Source organism: Leucobacter sp. L43, assembly GCF_016597785.1.
Classification (GTDB): domain Bacteria; phylum Actinomycetota; class Actinomycetes; order Actinomycetales; family Microbacteriaceae; genus Leucobacter; species Leucobacter alluvii.
The window spans coordinates 458,167-478,254 of sequence record NZ_JAENJG010000001.1 but is presented as its reverse complement, the minus strand read 5'-3'; the positions used below and the strand labels follow the sequence as shown (position 1 = coordinate 478,254).

Below are 20,088 nucleotides of genomic sequence, written 5' to 3'. Positions count from 1 at the left end.
ACACGTGCGTGAACGAAAACGGCGGCTGTGGCATGCGACTCCCTGGGATGGTCAGCCGGGCTTCTGGGCCGCCTGGCGACGCTTCTTCTATCAGTTCGAGGGCACCGCTCAGCTCGGTGATCCCAATGAGCCGGCGTACGTGCCGCCCGCGAACCCGAAATGCCCGATCTGTCGGCACCCGATGAGCGACCACCGATTCGATCGCGGGGGGCCGGGAAAGCCGACCTACGTGCAGTGCCCGAAGGGTGGATCCGCCGTGCAGTCCGAGCCGCTGGAGCACCCAGACGAGTCCACGAACCGGCAGGGGTCGCACTGACGCGTCGCTCAGCGAACGCGGTTCAGGAGTTCGATCACGCGTTCGAGCTCCGCCTGGTCGACGTCGTCCAGTTCCTCCGCGCCACCGGCCGCGGTGACGGCGGCTGCGAGCACGATCTCCGCCTCAGCGGCTCGGGCCGACGCGATGAGCAGCTCGCCGAGAGCGGATGCGGCGCGCAGACGGAGCGGTAGGTCGGACGTGATCTCGAGCAGCTGGCTGAGCTCACTGGTCGCCACCAGCGCGTCGCCCTGATCGGCCGATGACAGGGCGCGCTGCAGCAGCAGTTCGGGGTTCTCCGACCGACTGGCCGCCCCGCGATGCGCGTCGAGCTCCAGCGAGACGTATGCGGAGATGAGCGCACGATACGCGGACTCGACCACCTCGGGCGATGCTCCGGCTTCCGAGGCGAGCAAGCGCACCTTCGCGATCACCTGCTCGACCCGTGCAGGCGCCCGCACGGCGGCCTCGTCGGTCTTCAGCGATCCTGCGCGCAGCACCCACTGCTGACGCTCGGCGAGGAGCGCGACGATACGGCGGTCGATGGCATCGATCTGGCTGCGGACCTCGGCGAGGCGATCGGGCTCGGTCATACGGTCAGCGTACTGGGCAGTGGGCGGCGGGAGCGAAGCTCGTAGACTGGGAGCCATGAATCTGATGCGTCTGAGTTGGGGAATGGGCGCCGCGGTCTGGTTCGCCGTCATCGTGCTCGTGTGCGTCGCGCTCGGGCCCGCCGCCGTGATCGTAGCCCTGGCGTTCGGGCTCGGACCCGATGTCGCGCTCATCGGCGCGTTCGCCGAGCGCGGCAGGCTGAAGCCAACGCGCGTGCGTCTGTACAACACGCTGCACACGATGACGCTGCCGATCGTGCTGCTCGTAATCGGGTTGGTGACCTTCTTCATCACCGGCGGCATCGACGGCGGCTTCATCTACATCGCGCTCGCCGGCGCTGCATGGTTCGTGCACATCGCAGCCGACCGCGCCTTCGGGTTCGGCTTTCGCGATTCCGACGGCTCGATCATCCCGGTCGGCTTCGTCGTTTAGCGCGCGGGTGCGAATCCGTCCGTCGGGGGAGTGCCACGCTCGTCAGGATCGAGCTGTGCCATACAGTAGGCACCAGCGTCCGCGAGGGTGAACGGAAGGGAGACGGCGTGCATCTGAAGAGCCTCACGCTCAAAGGCTTCAAGTCTTTCGCACAGCCGACCACATTCCAGTTCGAGCCCGGCGTCACCGCGATCGTCGGGCCGAACGGCTCGGGCAAGTCGAACGTCGTGGATGCGCTCGCCTGGGTCATGGGGGAGCAAGGCGCGAAGACGCTCCGGGGCGGGAAGATGGAAGACGTCATCTTCGCGGGGACTTCGACGCGCGGGCCGCTGGGACGCGCCGAGGTGAAGCTCACCATCGACAACTCCGACGGGGCGCTGCCCATCGAGTACACCGAGGTGACGATCAGCCGCACGCTCTTCCGCAACGGCTCGAGCGAGTACGCGATCAACGGCGACGCGTGCCGATTGCTCGACGTGCAGGAACTGCTGAGCGACTCCGGTCTGGGGCGCGAGATGCACGTGATCGTCGGGCAGGGCCAGCTCGACGCCGTGCTGCGGGCGACCGCGGAGGATCGGCGGGGGTTCATCGAAGAAGCCGCCGGGATCCTGAAGCATCGGCGCCGCAAGGAGCGCACGCTGCGCAAGCTCGAGGCGATGGAGACGAATCTCACCCGCCTCAACGATCTCGCCGGGGAGATCCGGCGACAGCTGAAACCACTCGGCAGACAGGCGGAGGTGGCGCGCGCGGCCCAGGGGATCGCAGCCGAGGTGCGGGACGCGAAGGCGCGTCTGCTCGCCGACGACGTGCACCGCCTGCGTACGGAGCTCGACGCGCTCACCCGCGATGAGGCAGAGCAGCACTCGGAGCGCATCGTGCTGCAAGAGCAGGTGGAGCAGAAGCAGCTGCGCATCCAGCGATTGGAGCAGAGCCAGCAGAGCGACGAGCTCGACGCCGCACGGCGCGTCACCATCGGTCTCGAATCGGTGCAGTCGAAGCTTCGCGGTCTCTACGCGCAGACCCAGCAGCGGCTCACGTTCCTCGCGACGCAGGCCGAGGCGCCTGAGCAGACGCATCGGGTGACTCGCGCATCGGTCGACGAAGCCGGCGAGGAGGTCGAGCGGCTCGAAGCACTCATCCCGGAGGCCGAGGCCGCGTGGCAGCGCGCAGGGGCGGCGACGCGCACGGCGCAGCAGGCCCTCGACGCAATCGACGAGCACATCGCAGCCCAGAGCGAGCTCGTCTCACGGCACGACCTGCAGCTGTCTCAGCTGAGGGGCCGTGCAGCGGCAGCGGAGCAGAAGCGCGCGACGGTGGCGCAGGAGGTCGAACGGCGCGAGCACGCCGTCGCCCAGGCCGAATCCCGCGCCGAGCAGGCCCGCCGCGAGCTCGCCGGGTTCGAGGAGCGCGAGGAACTCGGCAGCGACGCGGAGAACGACGGTTCGGGCGAAGAGCACGACGAGGCGTACCGCGCGGCGCAGGAACGACAGGCCGCCGCCGAGCTGCGACGGGACGAAGTGCGGGATCAGCTGCACCGTCTCGAGCAGGAACTCGCGGGCCTCGACGCCCGGGTGAGTGCGCTGACCCGCTCGCTCGATCAGCGCGATGCCTCGGCGGCCCTCCTCGCAGAGGCCCCCGACGGCATCACCGGTCGCGTCGCCGATCACGTCCGCGTGTCGGAGGGGTTCGAATCGGCGATCGCCGCGGCGCTCGGCACATTCGCCGATGCGCTGCTCGCGGAGCACTTGGATGCCGCTGGCCGCGCCGTGGAGCGGGCGCGCGAGCAGGATCTCGGACGACTGCGAGCCGTGATCGCCGATGCCGAGAAGCGCGATCGCGCCCCTGAGGCGAACGCCTCGGCGCCCGAGGTCGCGGGCGCGACGCGCGCATCCGACGCGCTGCTCGATGCACCGCCCGGCGTGCGGGCGCTGCTCGAGCGAAGCTTCATCGCGTCGAACCTGGAGGCCGCAGTCGCCGCAGCATCCGAGCTCGGCGGACACTGGCCGAACGGCGGCTTCACCGTCGTCACGGCCGCGGGCGACGTCGTCACGGCGAACACCCTCAGCGGTGGATCGACCCTCGCGCCCTCTCGTATCGAGCTGACTGCTGAACTCGAGCAGGCCGCCCTGAACCGGTCCTCGGTCGCGGCGGCCGTCGCGGAACACGAGGCAGAACTCGACGAGTTGCGCGCGGCGTCGGTGCAGGCGAAGTCGGACGCCCAGCGGGCGTTCGCCGAGCTCCGTGCAGCGGATGCGCGTCTTGCTGAGATCTCGAAGGAGCGCAATCGGCTGTCAGCGCGTTCGGAATCTGCGGCGGCCGAAGCCGAGCGCGCGCGGCAAGCACTCGCTGCCGTTGCCGAAGCCGCCGGAGGCGCCGCGGCGGAAGCCGAGCGCGCGGCGCACGTGTTGGAGGAGGCAGCGTCTCAGCCGCGGCCGATGCTCGATGCGAGTCAGCGCGAGGGGGTGTTGAAAGAGGTCGAGCAGGCCCGCGCTCTCGAGCTCGAGGCGCGACTGGCGCTCGAGACCGCGCGCGAGCGCGCGAGAGCCGCCGCGGTGCATCGCAAGACGCTCGGCGAGCAACTCGAAGCCGAGCGCCGAGCGGCTGAAGAAGCTGCACGGCGGTCGGTGCTGCGCGCACGGCAGGTAGCCCAGGCAGAGCGTGTCGGCGGGCTGCTTCCCGCGATCCTCGACGCGTGCGACCGCTCGCTCGCAGAGGCGCGCCTCGCTCAGCAGCACGCGGAGCGGGAACGAGCGCGGCACAGCCAGGAACTCACACTGCTGCGGGCGGAGGAGTCCGGCCTGCGCCAGAAACTGCAAACGCTCGCCGAGCGAGTGCACGGCGCCGAGCTGAAGAGCTACGAGCGCAAGCTGCAGCTCTCATCGCTCCTCGAGCGATCGGGCAACGAACTCGGTCTCGTCGAGGACGTGCTGATCGCGGAGTACGGACCGGAGGTGCCGATTCCGGAGCCGCACCCGGTCGACGCCGCGGAGCCTTCTCGCACCGACGCAGCCGTTGAGCACCCGCAGTACGCCAACGATCTCGAAGCGCAGCTCGCCGCCGAACTGGGGTTGGACGCCCGTGCCGAGGCGGACTTCGCAAGCTCTGAGAGGTCCGCGACGAACGATGCGCAGGCCGAACGCGAACCCGCTTCCAGCCCGCCCGTGCCGACGCGGCCGTTCGTGCGGGCCGAGCAGGAGCGCCGCCTCGCACAGGCCGAGCGCCGGCTCGCCGAGCTCGGGCGCATCAATCCGCTCGCACTCGAGGAGTTCGCAGCGCTCGAGCAGCGGCACAGCTTCCTCAGCGAGCAGCTCCAAGACCTCTCCAGGACGCGCGCCGACCTCATGGCGATCATCGAGGAACTCGACCACAAGATGCAGGGCATCTTCGCGGCGGCCTTCGAGGACACCCGAGCCGCGTTCGCCGAGGTCTTTCCCATTCTCTTCCCGGGAGGCTCCGGAGAGATCACGCTGAGCGATCCCGACGACCTGTTGCAGACCGGCATCGACATCGCCGTGCGGCCGGCCGGGAAGAAAGTGGAGCGCATGTCGCTCCTCTCCGGCGGCGAGCGCTCACTCGCAGCGGTGGCGTGGTTGATGGCGATCTTCCAGGCGCGTCCGAGCCCGTTCTACATCGTCGACGAAGTCGAAGCCGCCCTCGACGATGCGAATCTCGGCCGCCTCCTGCAGGTCTTCGAGCGCCTGCGGGAGAACTCGCAGCTGATCATCATCACCCATCAGAAGCGCACGATGGAGATCGCCGACGCTCTGTACGGTGTGTCGATGCGGCAAGACGGAATCTCCGCAGTTGTCGGTCAGCGCGTGGGGCAAGAGGTGGCCTGAGCCGTGCGGCTCACGGCATGATGGAGCGATGACACCGGACGAGTTGCTCGCAGGTCCTCGGGGGCGGCGTCTGTGCCTCGAACTCGCGCGCGCCACGATCTCCGCATTGCCCGAGGGCCACGCGGATGCGGTGCGCTGGCGAGATGGAGTGTTCTGGGCGGGTGTGCTGCTGAGCCCGCCTTCCGACGCGCCTCGAGTCGTGCTGTATGCGCCGACGTCACCGGGTGAAGACGCGTCAGCCCCGCCACCCGAACCGTCGCGCGATGGTGTCGTCTCCGACGCGCTCGACGCGATCGCGCGAGTTCCGCTCCCCGAGCTCACCGCGGCGATGCTGCTCGAGGCCGTGACGGAGGCCGTGGACGCGGCGATGTACTGGCAGGCTCCGAATGGAGACGACGTGCTCGCGGCGATGCCGGATGCGAGGGCGGGCTTGCGCAGGTTCGCCGCACTCGTGACCGATTCCCCGCACAGCGAGTGGTGGTCGCGCGGTGTGCTCGACACCCCGCAGTTCGCAGTCGTGTGGGATCCGCTGGAGCCCGCACCCGCAGCGTCTGCCGCAGAGCCGACTGAGCTGCCACTCGAGGATCTCAGCTCGTACTACGCCGGCTTCATGCTGACCGCATGGCGAGCCGAGCGGCGAGCGGTGGAGGCGCGGAGCGTTGCCGAGCTGCAGGATGACCCGGAAGGTTCGAGCGGGGAGTGGTGGTCGTTCCCGCCCGCGGGCGCGCTCGATACGACGGCTTCCATTCCCGGGTTCGGCCCTGCGGGCCTGTATCTGAAAGAGGACTCGCATGGCTGGGAGGCGGCGGCCGTCGTCCCGATCGAGCCGCACCCGGCGTCTCGCGTCTTCCGGATCACGGGCACTGAGGACTGGGCAGCGCTCTGCGCAGCCTACCCGCTCGATGTCTCGGCGCAGATGCGCTACGTCTGGGGAGAGACCACCGGGCGCATCGGAGCGTGGGTGATGCCGGACTGGGCGCGAGTCGGCGAACGATGGGACGCGGTGCACCTGGGGGTGGACGGCTACCTCAGCAGCGCCGGCCGCGCCATCGACTGCGGGAACGGACGCGGGAGCGTGATCGCCGGCTGGGGCCCGGGAGCGACGTACTGGTTGAGCGACGTCGTACGCCCCGGTGACGGCGCCGAGCGCTGGACCCGCTCCGAACCCGAGACCCATGTCAACGTGCACGCGTGGGCCCGCGTTGTTACGACTTGGTGACGCCTCGAACCGCGTGTTCTAAGGGGCCGCCCAGCAGACTATGCTCGGATCAACGCTCCAGCGTCGGGGCGTCATTTTCTGCTTCAGAAAGGTGCACCAATGAAGGTTCACTCCAAGACATCCGTTGGCGTACTCGCGCTGGTCGCGAGCGCAGCGCTCGTGCTCTCCGGCTGCTCGTCGAGCGGCGAATCCGAGCCGACCGAATCGAGCGGTGAGGGCGGTGGCGGCAGCAGTGAGGCGCTGCAGATCGCCACCCTGCTGCCCCAGACCGGTTCGCTCGGATTCCTCATGCCGCCGGTCCAGGCCGGAATCGCCCAGGCGCTCTCCGACATCAACGGCGCCGGGGGCGTGCTCGGCCAAGACGTCGAGATCGTCGCCGAGGCGAACGAGGGCGACGCGAGTGACCTGACGGTCGTCGAGAAGGGCGCTGACGACGTCATCTCGAGCGGTGCGTCATTCGTGCTCGGCGCGATGGGGTCGGGGCGCAGCCAGCACGTCGTCGATCGCGTCGCGGAGGCCGGCATCCTGATGGGCTCGCCGTCGAACACCTCGGCCGATCTCAGCGGGATCAGCCCCAACTACTTCCGCACCGCACCGCCCGACACGGTGCAGGGCGATGCGCTCGGGAATCAGATCGTCTCCGACGGCGTCACCAGCGTCGCCTTCCTCACTTTCAACGACCCGTACGGCCTCGGTCTGCGCGATGTCATACAGGAGACGGTCGAGGCGGCAGGAGCTGAGGTCGTCTACGGCGGCAAGGGCGACGGCAACGAGTTCCCGGTCGAGCAGACCTCGTTCGCCTCCGAGATCACCGCCGCGAAGGATTCGGGCGCCGAGGCCATCGTCGTCGTGACGTACGACCAGTTCAAGCAGATCGTCCCGGAGGCCGTGAACCAGGGGCTCGACCTCTCGACGTTCTACCTCGTCGACGGCAACGCGAACGGGTACGAGAGCGATTTCGAGGCAGGAACGCTCGAGAACGCCCAGGCGTCGATTCCCGGCGCTCAGGCGAACGACGACTTCCAGGCGCAGCTGAAGGACATCTACGCTGCCGAGTACGACGGCGAGCTCGAGAGCTTCACCTACGCGCCGGAGGCGTACGACCTGGTCACCCTGGTCGCGCTGGCGGCGGAGAAGGCGGGCTCGACTGATTCCGCGTCGATCCAGGAGAACCTGCACGCCGTTTCGGGCAGCGAGGGCGGCGAAGAGTGCTCCACCTTCGAGGAATGCGCGAAGCTGATCGCAGACGGTTCCGACATCCAGTACGTCGGCAAGGCGGGTACGGGGCCGCTGAACGACAACAACGATCCTTCGTCGGCCTTCATCGGCATCTACAAGTACGACGGAACGAACAACCCGGTGTTCCAGAAGGCGGTCGAGGGCCAGACGGAGTAACCGCAGCGGAAGCGAAGAGCCCCTGGCGCCGTACGGGCGCCAGGGGCTCGTTCATGTCCTCACCGCTCGCCGGGGGCCGACTTCTTCTCGACATCGGCGGCGAGCGTGCCGAGGTACAGCTCGATCACCTTCGGATCGTTCGCGAGCTCGCGGCCGGGGCCCTCGTACGAGTTGCGCCCCTGATCGAGCACGTAGGCGCGATCGCAGATCTGCAGACAGCGGCGCGCGTTCTGCTCCACCATGATGATGGTGACGCCGGTCTTGTTGATCTGCCGGGTGCGGATGAACGTCTCGTCCTGCCGCACGGGGGAGAGCCCCGCGCTCGGCTCGTCGAGGAGCAGCACCTTCGGGTTCATCATGAGCGCTCGGGCCATGGCTACCGATTGCCGCTCGCCGCCCGACAACGATCCGGCGCGCTGCCGACGGCGATCCGCGAGCATCGGGAAGAGCTCCCACATCTCTTCCGCGCGGGCCGCGAACGCTTTCGGCTTGAGGAAGAGCCCCATCTGCAGGTTCTCCTCGATGCTCAACGAGGGGAAGACGTTGTTGGTCTGAGGGACGAACCCGATGCCTTTGCGCACGAGATGATTCGTGGACGTGTGCGTGATGTCGTCGCCGTCGAGCGTCACTGCGCCCTCGCGAATGTTCACCAGCCCGAAGAGCGCCTTGAGCAGGGTCGACTTGCCGGCGCCGTTGGGGCCGATGATGCCGATGAGTTCGCCGGAGTACGCCTCGAGCGTGCACCCGTTCAGAATGTTGATGCCGGGGAGGTACCCGGCGGTGAGATTGTCGGCCTTGATCACCAGAGGGGCAGCAGTGTTCATCGGGTCTCCTCTTCGACCTCGGTGGCGATGGCTCGGATCACTCCGGTGGTCAGCACGTCGTCGTCGCCGAGATCCCGATCATGGTGCGCCCCGAGGTAGGCGTCGACGACGGCCTCGCTCGCCATCACCTGTTCCGGCTCGCCCTCGGCGATGATGGTGCCCTGCGCCATGACGACGACCCAGTCGGAGATGTGACGCACCATATGCATGTCGTGCTCGACGAAGAGCACGGTGGTGCCTTCGTCGCGCAGCGCCTGGATGTGATCGAGCAGGCTCTGAGTGAGCGCGGGATTCACTCCCGCCATCGGTTCGTCGAGCATGATCATCGCCGGGTTCGACATCAACGCGCGCGCCATCTCGAGCAGCTTCTTCTGGCCTCCCGAGAGATCGCCGGCCATGTCATCGCGTTTCGTGTCCAGCTTGAACCGGGCGAGGAGCTCGTCGGCGCGCGCGATGTTCTCGCGCTCCCGCTTCGCCCAGAGCGGTTTGATGAGCCCGACGAACAGGTTCTCGCCCGGCTGGTCGTTCGCGCCGATGAGCATGTTCTCGAGCACGGTCATGCGCGACAGCGCCTTGGTGAGCTGGAACGTGCGGACCATTCCGGATCGCGCCACTTGCGAAGCGCCGGTGCGATTGAGTGCCTTGCCGTTGAACGTCCAGGTCGCGTCGCCGCCGCCGATGAGACGTTTGCCGTTCGACGGTCGGTCGAAACCGGTGATGAGGTTGAAGAACGTGGTCTTGCCTGCGCCGTTCGGGCCGATCAGCGCCGTGATCGCGCCGCGCTGCACCTCGAGATGATCGACCTTCACCGCCTGCAGTCCGCCGAATCGGCGCACGATGCTGTCGACCGAGAGAATCGGATCGGGCTTCGCAACGCCCGGCACCTGATCGAGGGTCGCGAGCTCCGCTCGCAGCGCGGCCCGGTCGCTGGGGTAGTTCTGCGCGTCAGACATTGAACGACAGCTCCTTCTTATTGCCGAGTATGCCTTGCGGTCTGAAGACCACCAGCAGGATGAGCGAGATGCCGATCAGAATCCAGGCCAGCTGTTCGGTCTGCTGCGCGCTCAGCACCGACGCAGGCACGAACTCACCGGCGAGGCTCGTGAGCACGAGCCTGATCACGAAGAACAGGATGCTGCCGAGCAGCGGGCCGAAGATGGTCGCGGCGCCGCCGAGGAGCATGATCATCCAGAGGTTGAACGTCGTGGGTCGCCCCATGGAATCGGGCTGCATCGCGGCGGGGAGTGCCATGACGATTCCGCCGAAGGCGCCCATCACGCCGCCGAGGATGAGAGCCTGCAACTTGTAGGCGAAGGAGCTCTTGCCGAGACTGCGCACCGCGTCCTCGTCTTCGCGGATGCCCTTGAGCACACGGCCCCAAGGGCTCCGCACGAGCGCCCAGGTGATGAGGATGAAGAGTGCGACGAGGCCCCACGCCACCAGCCTCGTCCACCAGTCGTCGACCCCGGTGTTCGCGTAGGTGAGTCCGAGGATCGTCGTCTTCCCCTCGGGAAGCGGCGAGAGCTCGGTGAAGACGTGCCGGTACTTCTGGCCGGGGATTCCCGTCGGCCCACCGGTGATGTCCTGCAGCGCCGCCAGTTTCACGACCATGCGGATGATCTCCGCCGCACTGATGGTGACGATCGCGAGATAGTCGCCGCGCAGTTTGAGCGTCGGGATGCCGAGGATGAGTGCGAACAGCACAGCGGCGAGGATCGCGATGAGCATCGCCGTCCAGAAGCCTGCTCCGAGCACCACGGACACGCCGAAGCCGTACGCGCCGACGAGCATGAAGCCGGCCTGCCCCATGTTCATGAGGCCGGTGAAGCCGAAGTGCACATTGAGGCCGATGGCGGCGAGTACGAACGCCGCGGTGGTGGGGGAGAGCGCGGTCTGCAGGATGCTCTGCAGGAGTCCAGTCCAGAATTCCATGATGTCCTAGCCGATCCGCTCTTTGCGTCCGAAAATGCCCTGCGGTCTGACCAGCAGGATCAGGATGAGGAGGAGCAGTGCGCTCGCGTACTTGAGATCGCCGGGAAGCCAGATGTTCGTGAGCTCGACGATCATCCCGATGATCATCGACCCGACGAACGCCCCGAACGCGGTGCCCAGCCCGCCGAGCGTGACGGCGGCGAAGAACATGAGCAGCATCGTGCCGCCCGTGAACCAGTTGAGGCCGTTGAAGACGAGCCCGAAGAACACGCCTGCGAGCCCGGCGAGGCCGCCCCCGACCACCCACACGATGTTGATGACGCGATCCACGTCGATGCCCGAGGCTCGTGCGAGCGCCGGATTATCGGAGATCGCGCGCGTCGCGCGACCGAACCGGGTGTACATGAGACCGAGCCCGACCGCGATGATCGCGAGGAGAGACACGCCCATGGCGACGTACGACTGCGTCGTCAGCGTGACGCCGGCGATCGTGATGGTCTCCGCCGTGCTCTTGTCGATGCGCACGACGCCGGAGCCGAAGAAGAACTGGAAGGTGTACTGCAGTGTGATCGAGAGCCCGATCGAGACGATCATCAGCTGCATGAGACTGAGACGGCGCTTGCGCAGCGGTTTCCAGAGCACTTTGTCTTGCACCCAGCCGAAGCCCGCGCAGGCGATCACCGCGAACAGCCCGGCGAGCCACAGGTTCCCCGTCAGGCCCATGAACGCTGCGGCCAGCAAGCCGCCCATCGTGACCATCTCTCCCTGGGCGAAGTTGCTGAGACCCGTCGTGCCGAATACGAGCGAAAGCCCGAGCGACGCGAGGGCGATGAGCAGGCCCATGCGGATGCCGGAGACGAACTGCTGCCAGAAGCGCGGCCACGAGAACGCGTCGGCCGAGGAGGCCGCGGAGGCGGGCTTCGCGTCTGCATCATCGCCCCCCGTCTCAGGTGTGGTGTTCGCGGCTTCCGGGTCGTCCGTGAGGGGGAACAGCGCGCTCGCGGTGCTGTGCAGGGAGACTTCGACCTCGCGTTCGCCCGCCGACTTGAAGAACTGGCCCTCCGGCAGCGTGGTCTCGTCGATCGCCACGGTGTAGGTGCCGGCCTCCGTCGCGCTGAACACCCAGCGCCCGGCGTCATCCGTCGTCGCCGTCGATTCGGCCCCCGCTCCGCTGAGCGTGACTTCGATACCGGCCGCCGGCTCGCCGCTGCTCAGCTTTACGACGCCCTGCACGCAGCCGGTGGCGGGGTCGGGCTCGCAGGTGTCGGCCGCATGAGCCGGAACTGCCGAGAGTGCGGCGCCGAACAGGACGAGAACGGTACTGAGCACCAGCATCAGGATTCCCCTGATGGGCATTCGTCTGCGGTGCAGAGTGGGGTTCACCGGACCTCCATTGGTCGTTGAACGGTCGAGACGACGAGTGCGCCCTGACAACAGTGTCGCCCAAATATATACCGACACATCGCCCGCAGGTACGCATTGTGGGTCCCGGACAAAAATTCATCCAGGATCGGGGGCTCGAATGCGCGTCTGCGGTCGGCGGTAGTCTGGGGACATGGCAGAGCGATCCTGGTCTTTCTCGAAAGCATTCCGCAACATCTTCAGCGGGCCCGAGCTCATCACGGACGAGACCTGGGACGACCTCGAGACGGCCTTGATCACCGCGGACTTCGGTCCCGATGTCACCGACTCCATCCTCGATGCGCTCCGCGCCGACGTGGAGCGTCATCGCGTCACGGAGGTGGCAGAGATGCGGCGCATGCTGCGCGACGCGATCGAGGAACGCCTCGCCGCCTACGATCCGACGCTGCGCCTCTCCGAACGCCCGGCCGTGATTCTCGTCGTCGGCGTCAACGGCGTCGGCAAGACGACGACGATCGGCAAGTTCGCCAAGTACCTGACCGCCTTCGACAAGCGCGTGCTCGTCGGTGCGGCCGACACGTTCCGCGCGGCCGCCGTCGAGCAGCTGGCCACCTGGGCGGATCGCGCCGGCGTCGACATCGTGAAACCGCAGCAGGCGGGGCAGGATCCGGCTTCCGTCGCGTTCCAGACGGTGCAGCGGGCCATCGACGCCGACTACGAGATCGCCATCATCGACACCGCCGGCCGACTGCAGACCAAGGGCGGGCTCATGGACGAGCTCGGCAAGGTGCGACGCGTCATCGAGAAGCAGGCTCCGGTCTCCGAGGTGCTCCTCGTGCTCGACGCGACGACCGGTCAGAACGGTCTGGCGCAGGCGGAAGCTTTCATCCAGCACGCCGGCGTCACCGGACTCGTGCTCACGAAGCTCGACGGCTCGGCGAAGGGCGGGTTCGTGCTCTCGGTGCAGGAGAAGACGGGCCTCCCGGTCAAGCTGATCGGGCAGGGCGAGGGCATCGGAGACCTCACCGGATTCACGCCGCACGTGTTCGCGCAGCAGTTGATCGGCTGAGTCCCTCCGCTGCCGCTCGGAGGCCCTGATCGCCCTGCGCGAAATGTGCAGCGCACCTGCCGTACGAGGAGTAGACCGGGGGTGTAGGCAGGCTCTGGCCCACCAGGCCGGATCCATCGAGAAAGGGTCATCATGCAGCGTCTCACCGTACTCGGCACCGGAGTGCTCGGTTCTCAGATCATCTTCCAAGCGGCGTACTTCGGCAAAGAAGTGGTTGCGTACGACATCAACGATGAGGCGTTGGAGAAGCTGCCCGCTCGCTGGGAGTACCTCAAGCCGCTCTATATCCGCGACCTTCCCGACGCGACGCCCGAGAAGCTCGACGCCGCCGTCGCGCGCATTCGCGTCACGACCGATCTGGGGGAGGCGCTGGCACAAGCTGAGCTCGTGATCGAAGCCGTGCCTGAGAACCTCGAGATCAAGCGCGACACGTGGCGCCGCGTCGGCGAACTGGCTCCCGAGACCGCGATCTTCGCGACGAATTCGTCGACGCTCTTGCCGAGCGACATCGCGCCGGCCTCCGGCCACCCCGAGCGGTTCCTCGCGCTGCACTTCGCGAACGAGGTGTGGAAGAACAACACCGGCGAGGTGATGGGCCACGACGGCACCGATCCTGCCGCATTCGAGGCCGTCGCGCAGTTCGCCGACGAGATCGGGATGGTGCCGATCCGCGTGCTGAAAGAGCAGCCGGGCTACGTGCTGAACTCGCTCCTCGTCCCGTTGCTCGACGCAGCGAGCGGGCTCTTGATGGGAGGCGTCGCGACGCCGGAGGACATCGACCGCACGTGGCGCATCGGCACGGGCGCGCCACTGGGGCCGTTCCAGATCTTCGACGTCATCGGCATGATGACTCCGTACATGCTCAACAAGGACAGCGACAAGCCCGGGGCTCGCGAATTCGCGGAGTACCTCAAGCGCGAGTACATCGACAAGGGGTACCTCGGAAAGGGGAGCGGCCGCGGCTTCTACACCTACGAATAGGTGGGCCGCCGGTCCAGCCGCCGGCCCAGCGATGGGTCCAGCCGCCGGCCCAGCGATGGGCCCAGCCATCGGCATCGGTGACACATTCGACCTCGGTGAGCCCCCATTGCGGGAGAACGGATCACCGGGGCCGACTTCCCGACCGATGCGAGCTAGAATGAACCCGCTATGGCTACTTTCGGAAACCTCTCGGCGCGACTGACCGACACCCTCAAGAATCTTCGTTCGAAGGGCAAGCTCTCCGCGTCCGACGTCGACAGCACGGTCCGCGAGATCCGCCGCGCCCTGCTCGAAGCCGACGTCGCGCTCGACGTCGTCAAGGAATTCACGTCGAAGGTGCGCGAACGCGCGCTCGGCGATGAGGTGAACCAGGCGCTCAACCCGGCGCAGCAGGTGGTCCAGATCGTCAACGAGGAGCTCGTGGCGATTCTCGGCGGAGAGCAGCGGCGCCTGCAGTTCGCGAAGAACCCTCCGACCATCATCATGCTCGCCGGGCTCCAGGGCGCCGGTAAGACCACGCTCGCCGGGAAGCTCGCGAAATGGCTGCGCGATCAGGGGCACACGCCGCTGCTCGTCGCCTGCGACTTGCAGCGACCGAACGCCGTGACCCAGCTGGGAGTCGTCGCCGAGCAGGCGGGAGCCGAGATCTTCGCACCCGAGCCGGGCAACGGAGTCGGCGATCCCGTGCAGGTGGCGAAGCGCGGCGTCGCCGAGGCCCGTTCCAAGCACTACGACTTCGTCATCATCGATACCGCAGGCCGACTCGGCGTCGATGCGGAGCTGATGCGGCAGGCGTCGGACATCCGCAAGGCGACCGATCCCGACGAGGTGCTCTTCGTCATCGACGCGATGATCGGACAGGACGCCGTCGCTACGGCTCAGGCTTTCCAGGAGGGCGTCGACTTCACCGGCGTCGTGCTCACGAAACTCGACGGCGATGCGCGCGGCGGCGCCGCGCTCTCCATCCGCAGCGTGACCGGCCGCCCGATCCTCTTCGCCTCCACCGGTGAGGGGCTGAACGACTTCGAGCCGTTCCACCCGGACCGCATGGCGAGCCGCATTCTCGACCTCGGCGACATTCTGACCCTCATCGAGCAGGCGCAGTCCGCGTTCAACGAGGACGAAGCCCGCAAGGTCGCGGAGAAGATCTCGCAGGACGCCTTCACCCTCGACGACTTCCTCGGTCAGATGCAGCAACTGCGCAAAGCCGGTTCGCTCAAGAAGATGATGGGCATGCTGCCCGGCATGGGCAAGATGCAGTCTCAGCTCGACAATTTCGACGAGCAGGAGATCGTGCACACCGAGGCCATCATCCAGTCGATGACGAAGGCCGAGCGCGAGAACCCGAAACTGCTGAACGGCTCCCGGCGGCTGCGCATCGCCAAGGGATCGGGCATGACCGTGACCGACGTGAACCAGCTCGTGCAGCGCTTCGAGCAGGCGGCGAAGATGATGAAGACCGTCGCCCGCGGCGGCTTGCCGCAGATTCCCGGAATGGGGCCGGTGCCAGGGATGGGCGGCGGCCGCAAGAAGCAGCAGCCCGCGAAGGGCAAGGGCAAGCGACGTTCTGGCAACCCGGCGAAGCGTGCTCAGGAGGCCGCCGGAATCGCCGCGAAGCCAGCCGGCGCGTCCGAGGGCGGCTCCGGATTCGGCCTGGGCGGAGGCGGCGCTGCGCAGCCGAATGAGGAGGATCTGGCCAAGCTGCAGCAGATGCTCGGCAAGGGTCTGCGGTAAGAAAGCCTGTTCGCAGCATAAATTGCAATATGCCGCCGAGTGTGGCACTATTGACGGGTTCGCGCATCTTGCGCGCCCACGCTTCCGCGATCCGGCCGTCTGGCACGAGATGCGGCATCGTTCACCGATTCAAGGAGTCATCATGGCTGTCAAGATCCGTCTCAAGCGCCTCGGCAAGATCCGCGCGCCCTACTACCGCATCGTCGTCGCTGACTCGCGCACCAAGCGCGATGGCCGCGTCATCGAGGAGATCGGCAAGTACCACCCGACCGAGAACCCCTCGTTCATCGAGGTCGACTCGGATCGTGCGCAGTACTGGCTGAGCGTCGGCGCTCAGCCGACCGAGCAGGTCGCGGCGATCCTGAAGCTCTCGGGCGACTGGGGCAAGTACACCGGAACCGGCGAGACCGAGTCCAAGATCCTCGCTCCCGAGGCGAAGGTCCCCTTCGAGGCCGATGCTGCGAAGAAGCCCGTACTGCGCCCGAAGGCTGAGAAGCCCGCTGCCGCTGCCGAGGAAGCCCCGGCCGAAGACGCTGCAGCCGAGTCGACCGAGGCCTGACACCTTTGGCTCAGCAGGCACTCGGAGAGGCGCTCGCGCACCTCGTGCGCGGAATCGTCGATCACCCTGATCGGGTGCGCGTCGATGTGCGCGACGGTGGGCGCGGCGACGTTCTCGAGGTGCACGTGCACCCGAGTGATCTCGGTCGTGTCATCGGTCGAGGCGGTCGCACTGCCTCGTCGCTGCGCACGCTCGTGCTCTCGCTCGCCGGCGGTGAACGTGTGCGCGTCGATGTCGTCGACACCGACGCTGCCGACAGTGCGGAGACCGAAGCCTGATGGCGGATCCGCAAGGGCGAGCGCAGGCTCCCCGTCCCGCGAGCGGGGCGGGGAGCCTGCGCGTTGGTCGCCTCACGAAACCGCATGGTCTCAAGGGCGGGCTCAAGGTCGAGCTCTTCACCGATAATCCGGAGCTCCGCTTCGTGCCGGGCGCAGAATTCCACCTGCAAGTTCCCACGGATTCGCCCTGGTTCGGTCGCACCATCACGATGCGCGACCTGCGCTGGTTCAACGAGTCTCCGGTCGGCTTCTTCGCCGAGGTTCCGGACCGCACGACGGCCGAGAGCATCGTCCGCGCGATTCTGTGGATCGATGAGCAGGCCGTTGCGGAGGGCGAGGAAGACGACGCCTGGTACCACCACCAGCTCGTCGGCCTCGACGTCGTTCGCGACGCAGCCGAGCCGGGCGGCGAGGCGGTCAAGCTGGGTGTCGTGGCGGAGGTGCAGCATCTCCCCGCGCAGGACCTGTTGGTGGTCACGACCGCCGACGGTCCCGTCCTCGTGCCGTTCGTGACCGCGATCGTGCCGAGCGTCGACATCGCCGCAGGCGTCGTACATGTGACGCCGCCGCCTGGGCTCTTCGACGAGTCCGAGGCGGAATCCGACGGAACTGATGCTCCGCAAAGCGGCAACGCCGGTGATTCGCGGTCAGGCGGCTCGGAGGAGAGTCCGGAATGAGGATCGACGTCGTCTCGATCTTCCCCGGCTATTTCGACGCGCTCGAGCTCTCGCTGCTCGGCAAGGCGAGGCAGCGGGGACTCATCGAGGTGCACGTGCACGATCTGCGGGATTCCGCGCACGATAAGCACCGGACCGTCGATGACACCCCCGCTGGCGGCGGTGCGGGAATGGTGATGAAGCCGGAGCCCTGGGGCGAGGCCCTGGACGGCATCCTCGGCGAGGCCGAGCCGGACGCGGACCCGCTCGTGATCTTCCCATCGCCCGCCGGCGATGTCTTCACGCAGACGATGGCCCGCGAGCTCGCCGACGAAACGCACCTCGTCTTCGGGTGCGGCCGGTACGAGGGCATCGACCAGCGCGTCTTCGACGAGTATGCGAGTCGCGGGCGAGTCCGGCTCGTCAGCATCGGGGACTACGTACTGAACGGGGGAGAGGTCGCTGCGATCGCGATGATCGAGGCGATCGGCCGGCTCGTTCCCGGCGTCGTCGGGAATCCCGAGAGCTTGGTCGAGGAATCGCATGAAGAGGACGGACTCCTCGAGTACCCGAGCTTCACCAAACCCGCGAACTGGCGCGATCGATCGGTGCCAGAGGTGCTGTTGAGCGGCAATCATGCCGCGATCGACGCGTGGCGTCGCGAACAGCGCATCGAACGCACCGGGCGGGTCAGACCCGAACTGCTGTCGCGCGAGATGCTGGGCCGACCTCCGGGGCGGCACGCGGCCGAGTGATCGCCACGCCGCCTGTGCGGCGCGCGCGTTCGGCTGCATTCGTCGCTGCCTCTAGGCTGGGAGCATGCGTGATGTGGTTTCAGCCGGTATCGGCAAGGCGGTGCGGCAGGTCGCCCGGCTCCGCGGCGGCGGGTCGGCTCTGCCCGGCCTCGTGATCGAGAAGCTCGACCCCGGCTTTCTGAGCCGTGTCCTTGGCCGGCTGCCGTACGGGGTCGTGGCGGTCAGCGGAACCAACGGGAAGACGACGACGACGAAGATGGTCGTCGAACTGCTCGAGGCCCGTGGGCTGCGCGTCTTCACGAATCGGACGGGTTCGAATTTCTCCCGCGGGGTCGTCGCCGCAGCGATTCAGGAGAGCGATCTGCGCGGTCGTCTCGATGCGGATGTCGCCGTGCTCGAACTCGATGAAGCCCACGCGATGTACTTCATCGACCGAGTGGCTCCTCGGTTCACACTGCTGTTGAACGTGCTGCGCGATCAGCTCGACCGTTTCGGTGAGATCGATACGACCGCCAAACTTCTGCAGCGGATCGCAGATGCCACGACCGAGGGCCTGGTGGTGAATCGTGAAGATCGACTGATCGCAGCCATCGGCGAGCTCACTCGAGCCCGCACCGGCGCGCACGTCGACGTTCGCGAGTTCGGTCTCTCCGATGCGCTCCTCGCCATGTTCCCGAGTGACGACGATTTCCATCTTTCGGCGACGCCGGCAGAGGCGGCGCGGGAACAGCGCACGCCGGCTGACGTGATGCTGCTCGAGGTCGGGGACCATGAAGCGGTGTTCGGCGTCGACGGCGGTCAGTACCGGACCTCGCTCAAGCTGGAAGGGCTGTACAACACCTTCAACGCGGCGGCTGCGCTCGCCCTCGTGCGTCAGATTCTGGATGCCGGGCCGATCGCTCCTGAGGCCCCGGGGCAACGCGCGGCAGCCACGACCGGCGAACTTGTGACGGCGCTCTCGGAGATCCGCCCGGCATTCGGGCGAGGCGAGCAGCTGGTGCTCGACGGGGAGCCGCTCGAACTCGTCCTCGTGAAGAATCCGGCTGGATTCCGACTGGGGCTCGCGTCGTTCCAGGCCGAGGGCGTCGCCGCGATGATCGCGATCAACGATCAGTACGCGGACGGCCGGGACATGTCGTGGCTGTGGGATGTCGATTTCACCTCTCTCGCGGAGTCCGGCGTCGATACGGTGTGCGGTACGCGTGCCTGGGACATGGCACTGCGTCTCGAGCACGACGACGTCCCGGTCGGGCACGTCGAGGAAGACCCCCGTCGCGCGCTGGCGACCTTCCGTGAGCGCACGCTCGGTCGCCCGCGGCGCATCTACTGCACGTACACCGCGATGCTCGACCTGCGTCGCGCCCTCGCCGATCTGACCGATGTGGAGGACGTCTGGTGAACGATATCGATCGCGAACTCGCCATCGTCTCGCTCTACCCGCGAGACATGAATATCTACGGTGACCGCGGCAATGTGCTCTCGCTCTCGCGCCGAGCCGCCGCCCATGGTTTCTCGCCGCGGGTGGTCGATGTGAACCCCGGCGACCCGCTTCCGGACACCATCGACATCATCGTCGGCGGGGGCGGGCAGGACTCGGGTCAGGGCAGGGTCGCGCTCGATCTCGCGCAGCGGGCGGATCAGATGCGCACCCTCGCCGACGACGGTGTGCCGATGCTCATGATCTGCGGTCTCTATCAATTGTTCGGCCACCGCTTCATCACGCATGCGGGTGACGAGCTCACTGGGATCGGCGTGCTCGACGTCGAGACCCTCGGCGGGACGGAACGGATGATCGGGAACGTCGTGCTCGACACGGAGGCGTTCGGCGAGATCATCGGCTATGAGAACCACAGCGGCAGCACGCAGCTCGGGACCGGCTCTGCGCCCCTGGGCCGGGTGGTGCAGGGAGCCGGCAATGCCCCCGGCGCCGGTGTGGAGGGAGCGCGCACGGCGAATGTGATCGGCAGCTACCTGCACGGATCCCTGCTGCCCAAGAATCCCGCGCTCAGCGATTTCCTCATCGGGGAAGCCGCGCGCAGGCGCTACGGCTCCTTCACGCCGGTCGCGGCGACGCCCGACACCGTGCTCCGTGCGCGCGAAAGCGCGAAGCGACGCCCCCGATAGCCCC

At 67.4% G+C, this 20,088-nt stretch carries 19 protein-coding genes; 14 read left to right on the top strand and 5 right to left on the bottom strand.

Annotated features, from left to right (window positions below; translation table 11 throughout):
- Positions 1-4 precede the first annotated feature (4 nt).
- Positions 5-316 carry a hypothetical protein gene (locus JE033_RS02230; protein ID WP_370567884.1) on the top strand — a complete coding sequence of 104 codons (312 nt, stop codon included), beginning with the start codon at positions 5-7 and terminating at the stop codon, positions 314-316.
- Positions 317-324: 8 nt separating this feature from the next.
- Here the strand turns inward: JE033_RS02230 and JE033_RS02225 are convergent, their stop codons facing one another.
- On the bottom strand, positions 325-906 hold the full coding sequence (locus JE033_RS02225; RefSeq protein WP_200329179.1) for a chorismate mutase: 582 nt from the start codon (positions 904-906) through the stop codon (positions 325-327).
- A gap of 55 nt (positions 907-961) precedes the next feature.
- Here JE033_RS02225 and JE033_RS02220 point away from each other — a divergent pair, with 55 nt between their 5' ends.
- From JE033_RS02220 to JE033_RS02205, 4 genes are all read left to right on the top strand, one after another.
- Positions 962-1,357, top strand: coding sequence for a DUF4260 family protein (locus tag JE033_RS02220; protein ID WP_234037058.1), 396 nt, complete (start codon positions 962-964; stop codon positions 1,355-1,357).
- A 107-nt stretch (positions 1,358-1,464) separates the two neighbouring features.
- Positions 1,465-5,196 carry an AAA family ATPase gene (locus JE033_RS02215; RefSeq protein ID WP_200329176.1) on the top strand — a complete coding sequence of 1,244 codons (3,732 nt, stop codon included), beginning with the start codon at positions 1,465-1,467 and terminating at the stop codon, positions 5,194-5,196.
- A 28-nt stretch (positions 5,197-5,224) separates the two neighbouring features.
- Positions 5,225-6,415, top strand: coding sequence for a hypothetical protein (locus JE033_RS02210; RefSeq protein ID WP_200329174.1), 1,191 nt, complete (start codon positions 5,225-5,227; stop codon positions 6,413-6,415).
- 99 nt (positions 6,416-6,514) lie between these two features.
- Positions 6,515-7,810, top strand: a complete 1,296-nt coding sequence (locus JE033_RS02205) for an ABC transporter substrate-binding protein (protein ID WP_200329172.1) — start codon at positions 6,515-6,517, stop codon at positions 7,808-7,810.
- Positions 7,811-7,869: 59 nt separating this feature from the next.
- Here the strand turns inward: JE033_RS02205 and JE033_RS02200 are convergent, their stop codons facing one another.
- Genes JE033_RS02200 through JE033_RS02185 form a run of 4 tightly spaced genes read right to left on the bottom strand, consistent with a single transcriptional unit; the run spans position 7,870 to position 11,949 of the window.
- The gene (locus JE033_RS02200; protein ID WP_090148444.1) at positions 7,870-8,634 is read right to left on the bottom strand and encodes an ABC transporter ATP-binding protein; all 765 of its coding nucleotides are present in this window, start codon (positions 8,632-8,634) and stop codon (positions 7,870-7,872) included.
- Positions 8,631-9,587, bottom strand: a complete 957-nt coding sequence (locus JE033_RS02195) for an ABC transporter ATP-binding protein (RefSeq protein ID WP_090148447.1) — start codon at positions 9,585-9,587, stop codon at positions 8,631-8,633. The genes JE033_RS02200 and JE033_RS02195 overlap by 4 nt, the downstream gene beginning before the upstream one ends.
- Positions 9,580-10,566: a branched-chain amino acid ABC transporter permease gene (locus JE033_RS02190; protein WP_090148449.1), complete on the bottom strand. Its 987-nt coding sequence runs from the start codon at positions 10,564-10,566 to the stop codon at positions 9,580-9,582. The genes JE033_RS02195 and JE033_RS02190 overlap by 8 nt, the downstream gene beginning before the upstream one ends.
- A 6-nt stretch (positions 10,567-10,572) precedes the next feature.
- Positions 10,573-11,949, bottom strand: coding sequence for a branched-chain amino acid ABC transporter permease (locus JE033_RS02185; RefSeq protein WP_370567883.1), 1,377 nt, complete (start codon positions 11,947-11,949; stop codon positions 10,573-10,575).
- Between the two features lie 172 nt (positions 11,950-12,121).
- On the opposite strand from JE033_RS02185, the gene ftsY reads away from it, so the two are divergent.
- From ftsY to JE033_RS02140, 9 genes are all read left to right on the top strand, one after another.
- Positions 12,122-12,997, top strand: coding sequence for a signal recognition particle-docking protein FtsY (gene ftsY, locus JE033_RS02180; protein ID WP_090148455.1), 876 nt, complete (start codon positions 12,122-12,124; stop codon positions 12,995-12,997).
- A 132-nt stretch (positions 12,998-13,129) separates the two neighbouring features.
- A complete protein-coding gene (locus JE033_RS02175; protein WP_200329170.1) occupies positions 13,130-13,978 on the top strand; it encodes a 3-hydroxyacyl-CoA dehydrogenase in 849 nt (282 codons plus the stop codon).
- 168 nt (positions 13,979-14,146) lie between these two features.
- A complete protein-coding gene (ffh, locus tag JE033_RS02170) occupies positions 14,147-15,712 on the top strand; it encodes a signal recognition particle protein (protein WP_200329168.1) in 1,566 nt (521 codons plus the stop codon).
- A 142-nt stretch (positions 15,713-15,854) separates the two neighbouring features.
- On the top strand, positions 15,855-16,271 hold the full coding sequence (rpsP, locus tag JE033_RS02165; RefSeq protein WP_090148462.1) for a 30S ribosomal protein S16: 417 nt from the start codon (positions 15,855-15,857) through the stop codon (positions 16,269-16,271).
- A gap of 5 nt (positions 16,272-16,276) precedes the next feature.
- Positions 16,277-16,549, top strand: coding sequence for an RNA-binding protein (locus JE033_RS02160; RefSeq protein WP_090148465.1), 273 nt, complete (start codon positions 16,277-16,279; stop codon positions 16,547-16,549).
- The gene (rimM, locus tag JE033_RS02155) at positions 16,549-17,226 is read left to right on the top strand and encodes a ribosome maturation factor RimM (protein ID WP_234037057.1); all 678 of its coding nucleotides are present in this window, start codon (positions 16,549-16,551) and stop codon (positions 17,224-17,226) included. Before JE033_RS02160 ends, rimM begins: the two co-directional genes overlap by 1 nt.
- A complete protein-coding gene (trmD, locus tag JE033_RS02150; RefSeq protein WP_200329166.1) occupies positions 17,223-17,960 on the top strand; it encodes a tRNA (guanosine(37)-N1)-methyltransferase TrmD in 738 nt (245 codons plus the stop codon). Before rimM ends, trmD begins: the two co-directional genes overlap by 4 nt.
- A gap of 64 nt (positions 17,961-18,024) precedes the next feature.
- Positions 18,025-19,359 carry a Mur ligase family protein gene (locus tag JE033_RS02145; protein WP_090148471.1) on the top strand — a complete coding sequence of 445 codons (1,335 nt, stop codon included), beginning with the start codon at positions 18,025-18,027 and terminating at the stop codon, positions 19,357-19,359.
- On the top strand, positions 19,356-20,084 hold the full coding sequence (locus JE033_RS02140) for a type 1 glutamine amidotransferase (RefSeq protein WP_090148474.1): 729 nt from the start codon (positions 19,356-19,358) through the stop codon (positions 20,082-20,084). The genes JE033_RS02145 and JE033_RS02140 overlap by 4 nt, the downstream gene beginning before the upstream one ends.
- The last annotated feature ends 4 nt before the right edge of the window (positions 20,085-20,088 follow it).

Coding starts and splice junctions, on each gene's coding strand:
- JE033_RS02225 (WP_200329179.1), bottom strand. CDS start 906: ATGACCGAGCCCGATCGCCTCGCCGAGGTCCGCAGCCAGATCGATGCC.
- JE033_RS02220 (WP_234037058.1), top strand. CDS start 962: ATGAATCTGATGCGTCTGAGTTGGGGAATGGGCGCCGCGGTCTGGTTC.
- JE033_RS02210 (WP_200329174.1), top strand. CDS start 5,225: ATGACACCGGACGAGTTGCTCGCAGGTCCTCGGGGGCGGCGTCTGTGC.
- JE033_RS02205 (WP_200329172.1), top strand. CDS start 6,515: ATGAAGGTTCACTCCAAGACATCCGTTGGCGTACTCGCGCTGGTCGCG.
- JE033_RS02200 (WP_090148444.1), bottom strand. CDS start 8,634: ATGAACACTGCTGCCCCTCTGGTGATCAAGGCCGACAATCTCACCGCC.
- JE033_RS02195 (WP_090148447.1), bottom strand. CDS start 9,587: ATGTCTGACGCGCAGAACTACCCCAGCGACCGGGCCGCGCTGCGAGCG.
- JE033_RS02190 (WP_090148449.1), bottom strand. CDS start 10,566: ATGGAATTCTGGACTGGACTCCTGCAGAGCATCCTGCAGACCGCGCTC.
- ftsY (WP_090148455.1), top strand. CDS start 12,122: ATGGCAGAGCGATCCTGGTCTTTCTCGAAAGCATTCCGCAACATCTTC.
- JE033_RS02175 (WP_200329170.1), top strand. CDS start 13,130: ATGCAGCGTCTCACCGTACTCGGCACCGGAGTGCTCGGTTCTCAGATC.
- ffh (WP_200329168.1), top strand. CDS start 14,147: ATGGCTACTTTCGGAAACCTCTCGGCGCGACTGACCGACACCCTCAAG.
- rpsP (WP_090148462.1), top strand. CDS start 15,855: ATGGCTGTCAAGATCCGTCTCAAGCGCCTCGGCAAGATCCGCGCGCCC.
- rimM (WP_234037057.1), top strand. CDS start 16,549: ATGGCGGATCCGCAAGGGCGAGCGCAGGCTCCCCGTCCCGCGAGCGGG.
- trmD (WP_200329166.1), top strand. CDS start 17,223: ATGAGGATCGACGTCGTCTCGATCTTCCCCGGCTATTTCGACGCGCTC.
- JE033_RS02145 (WP_090148471.1), top strand. CDS start 18,025: ATGCGTGATGTGGTTTCAGCCGGTATCGGCAAGGCGGTGCGGCAGGTC.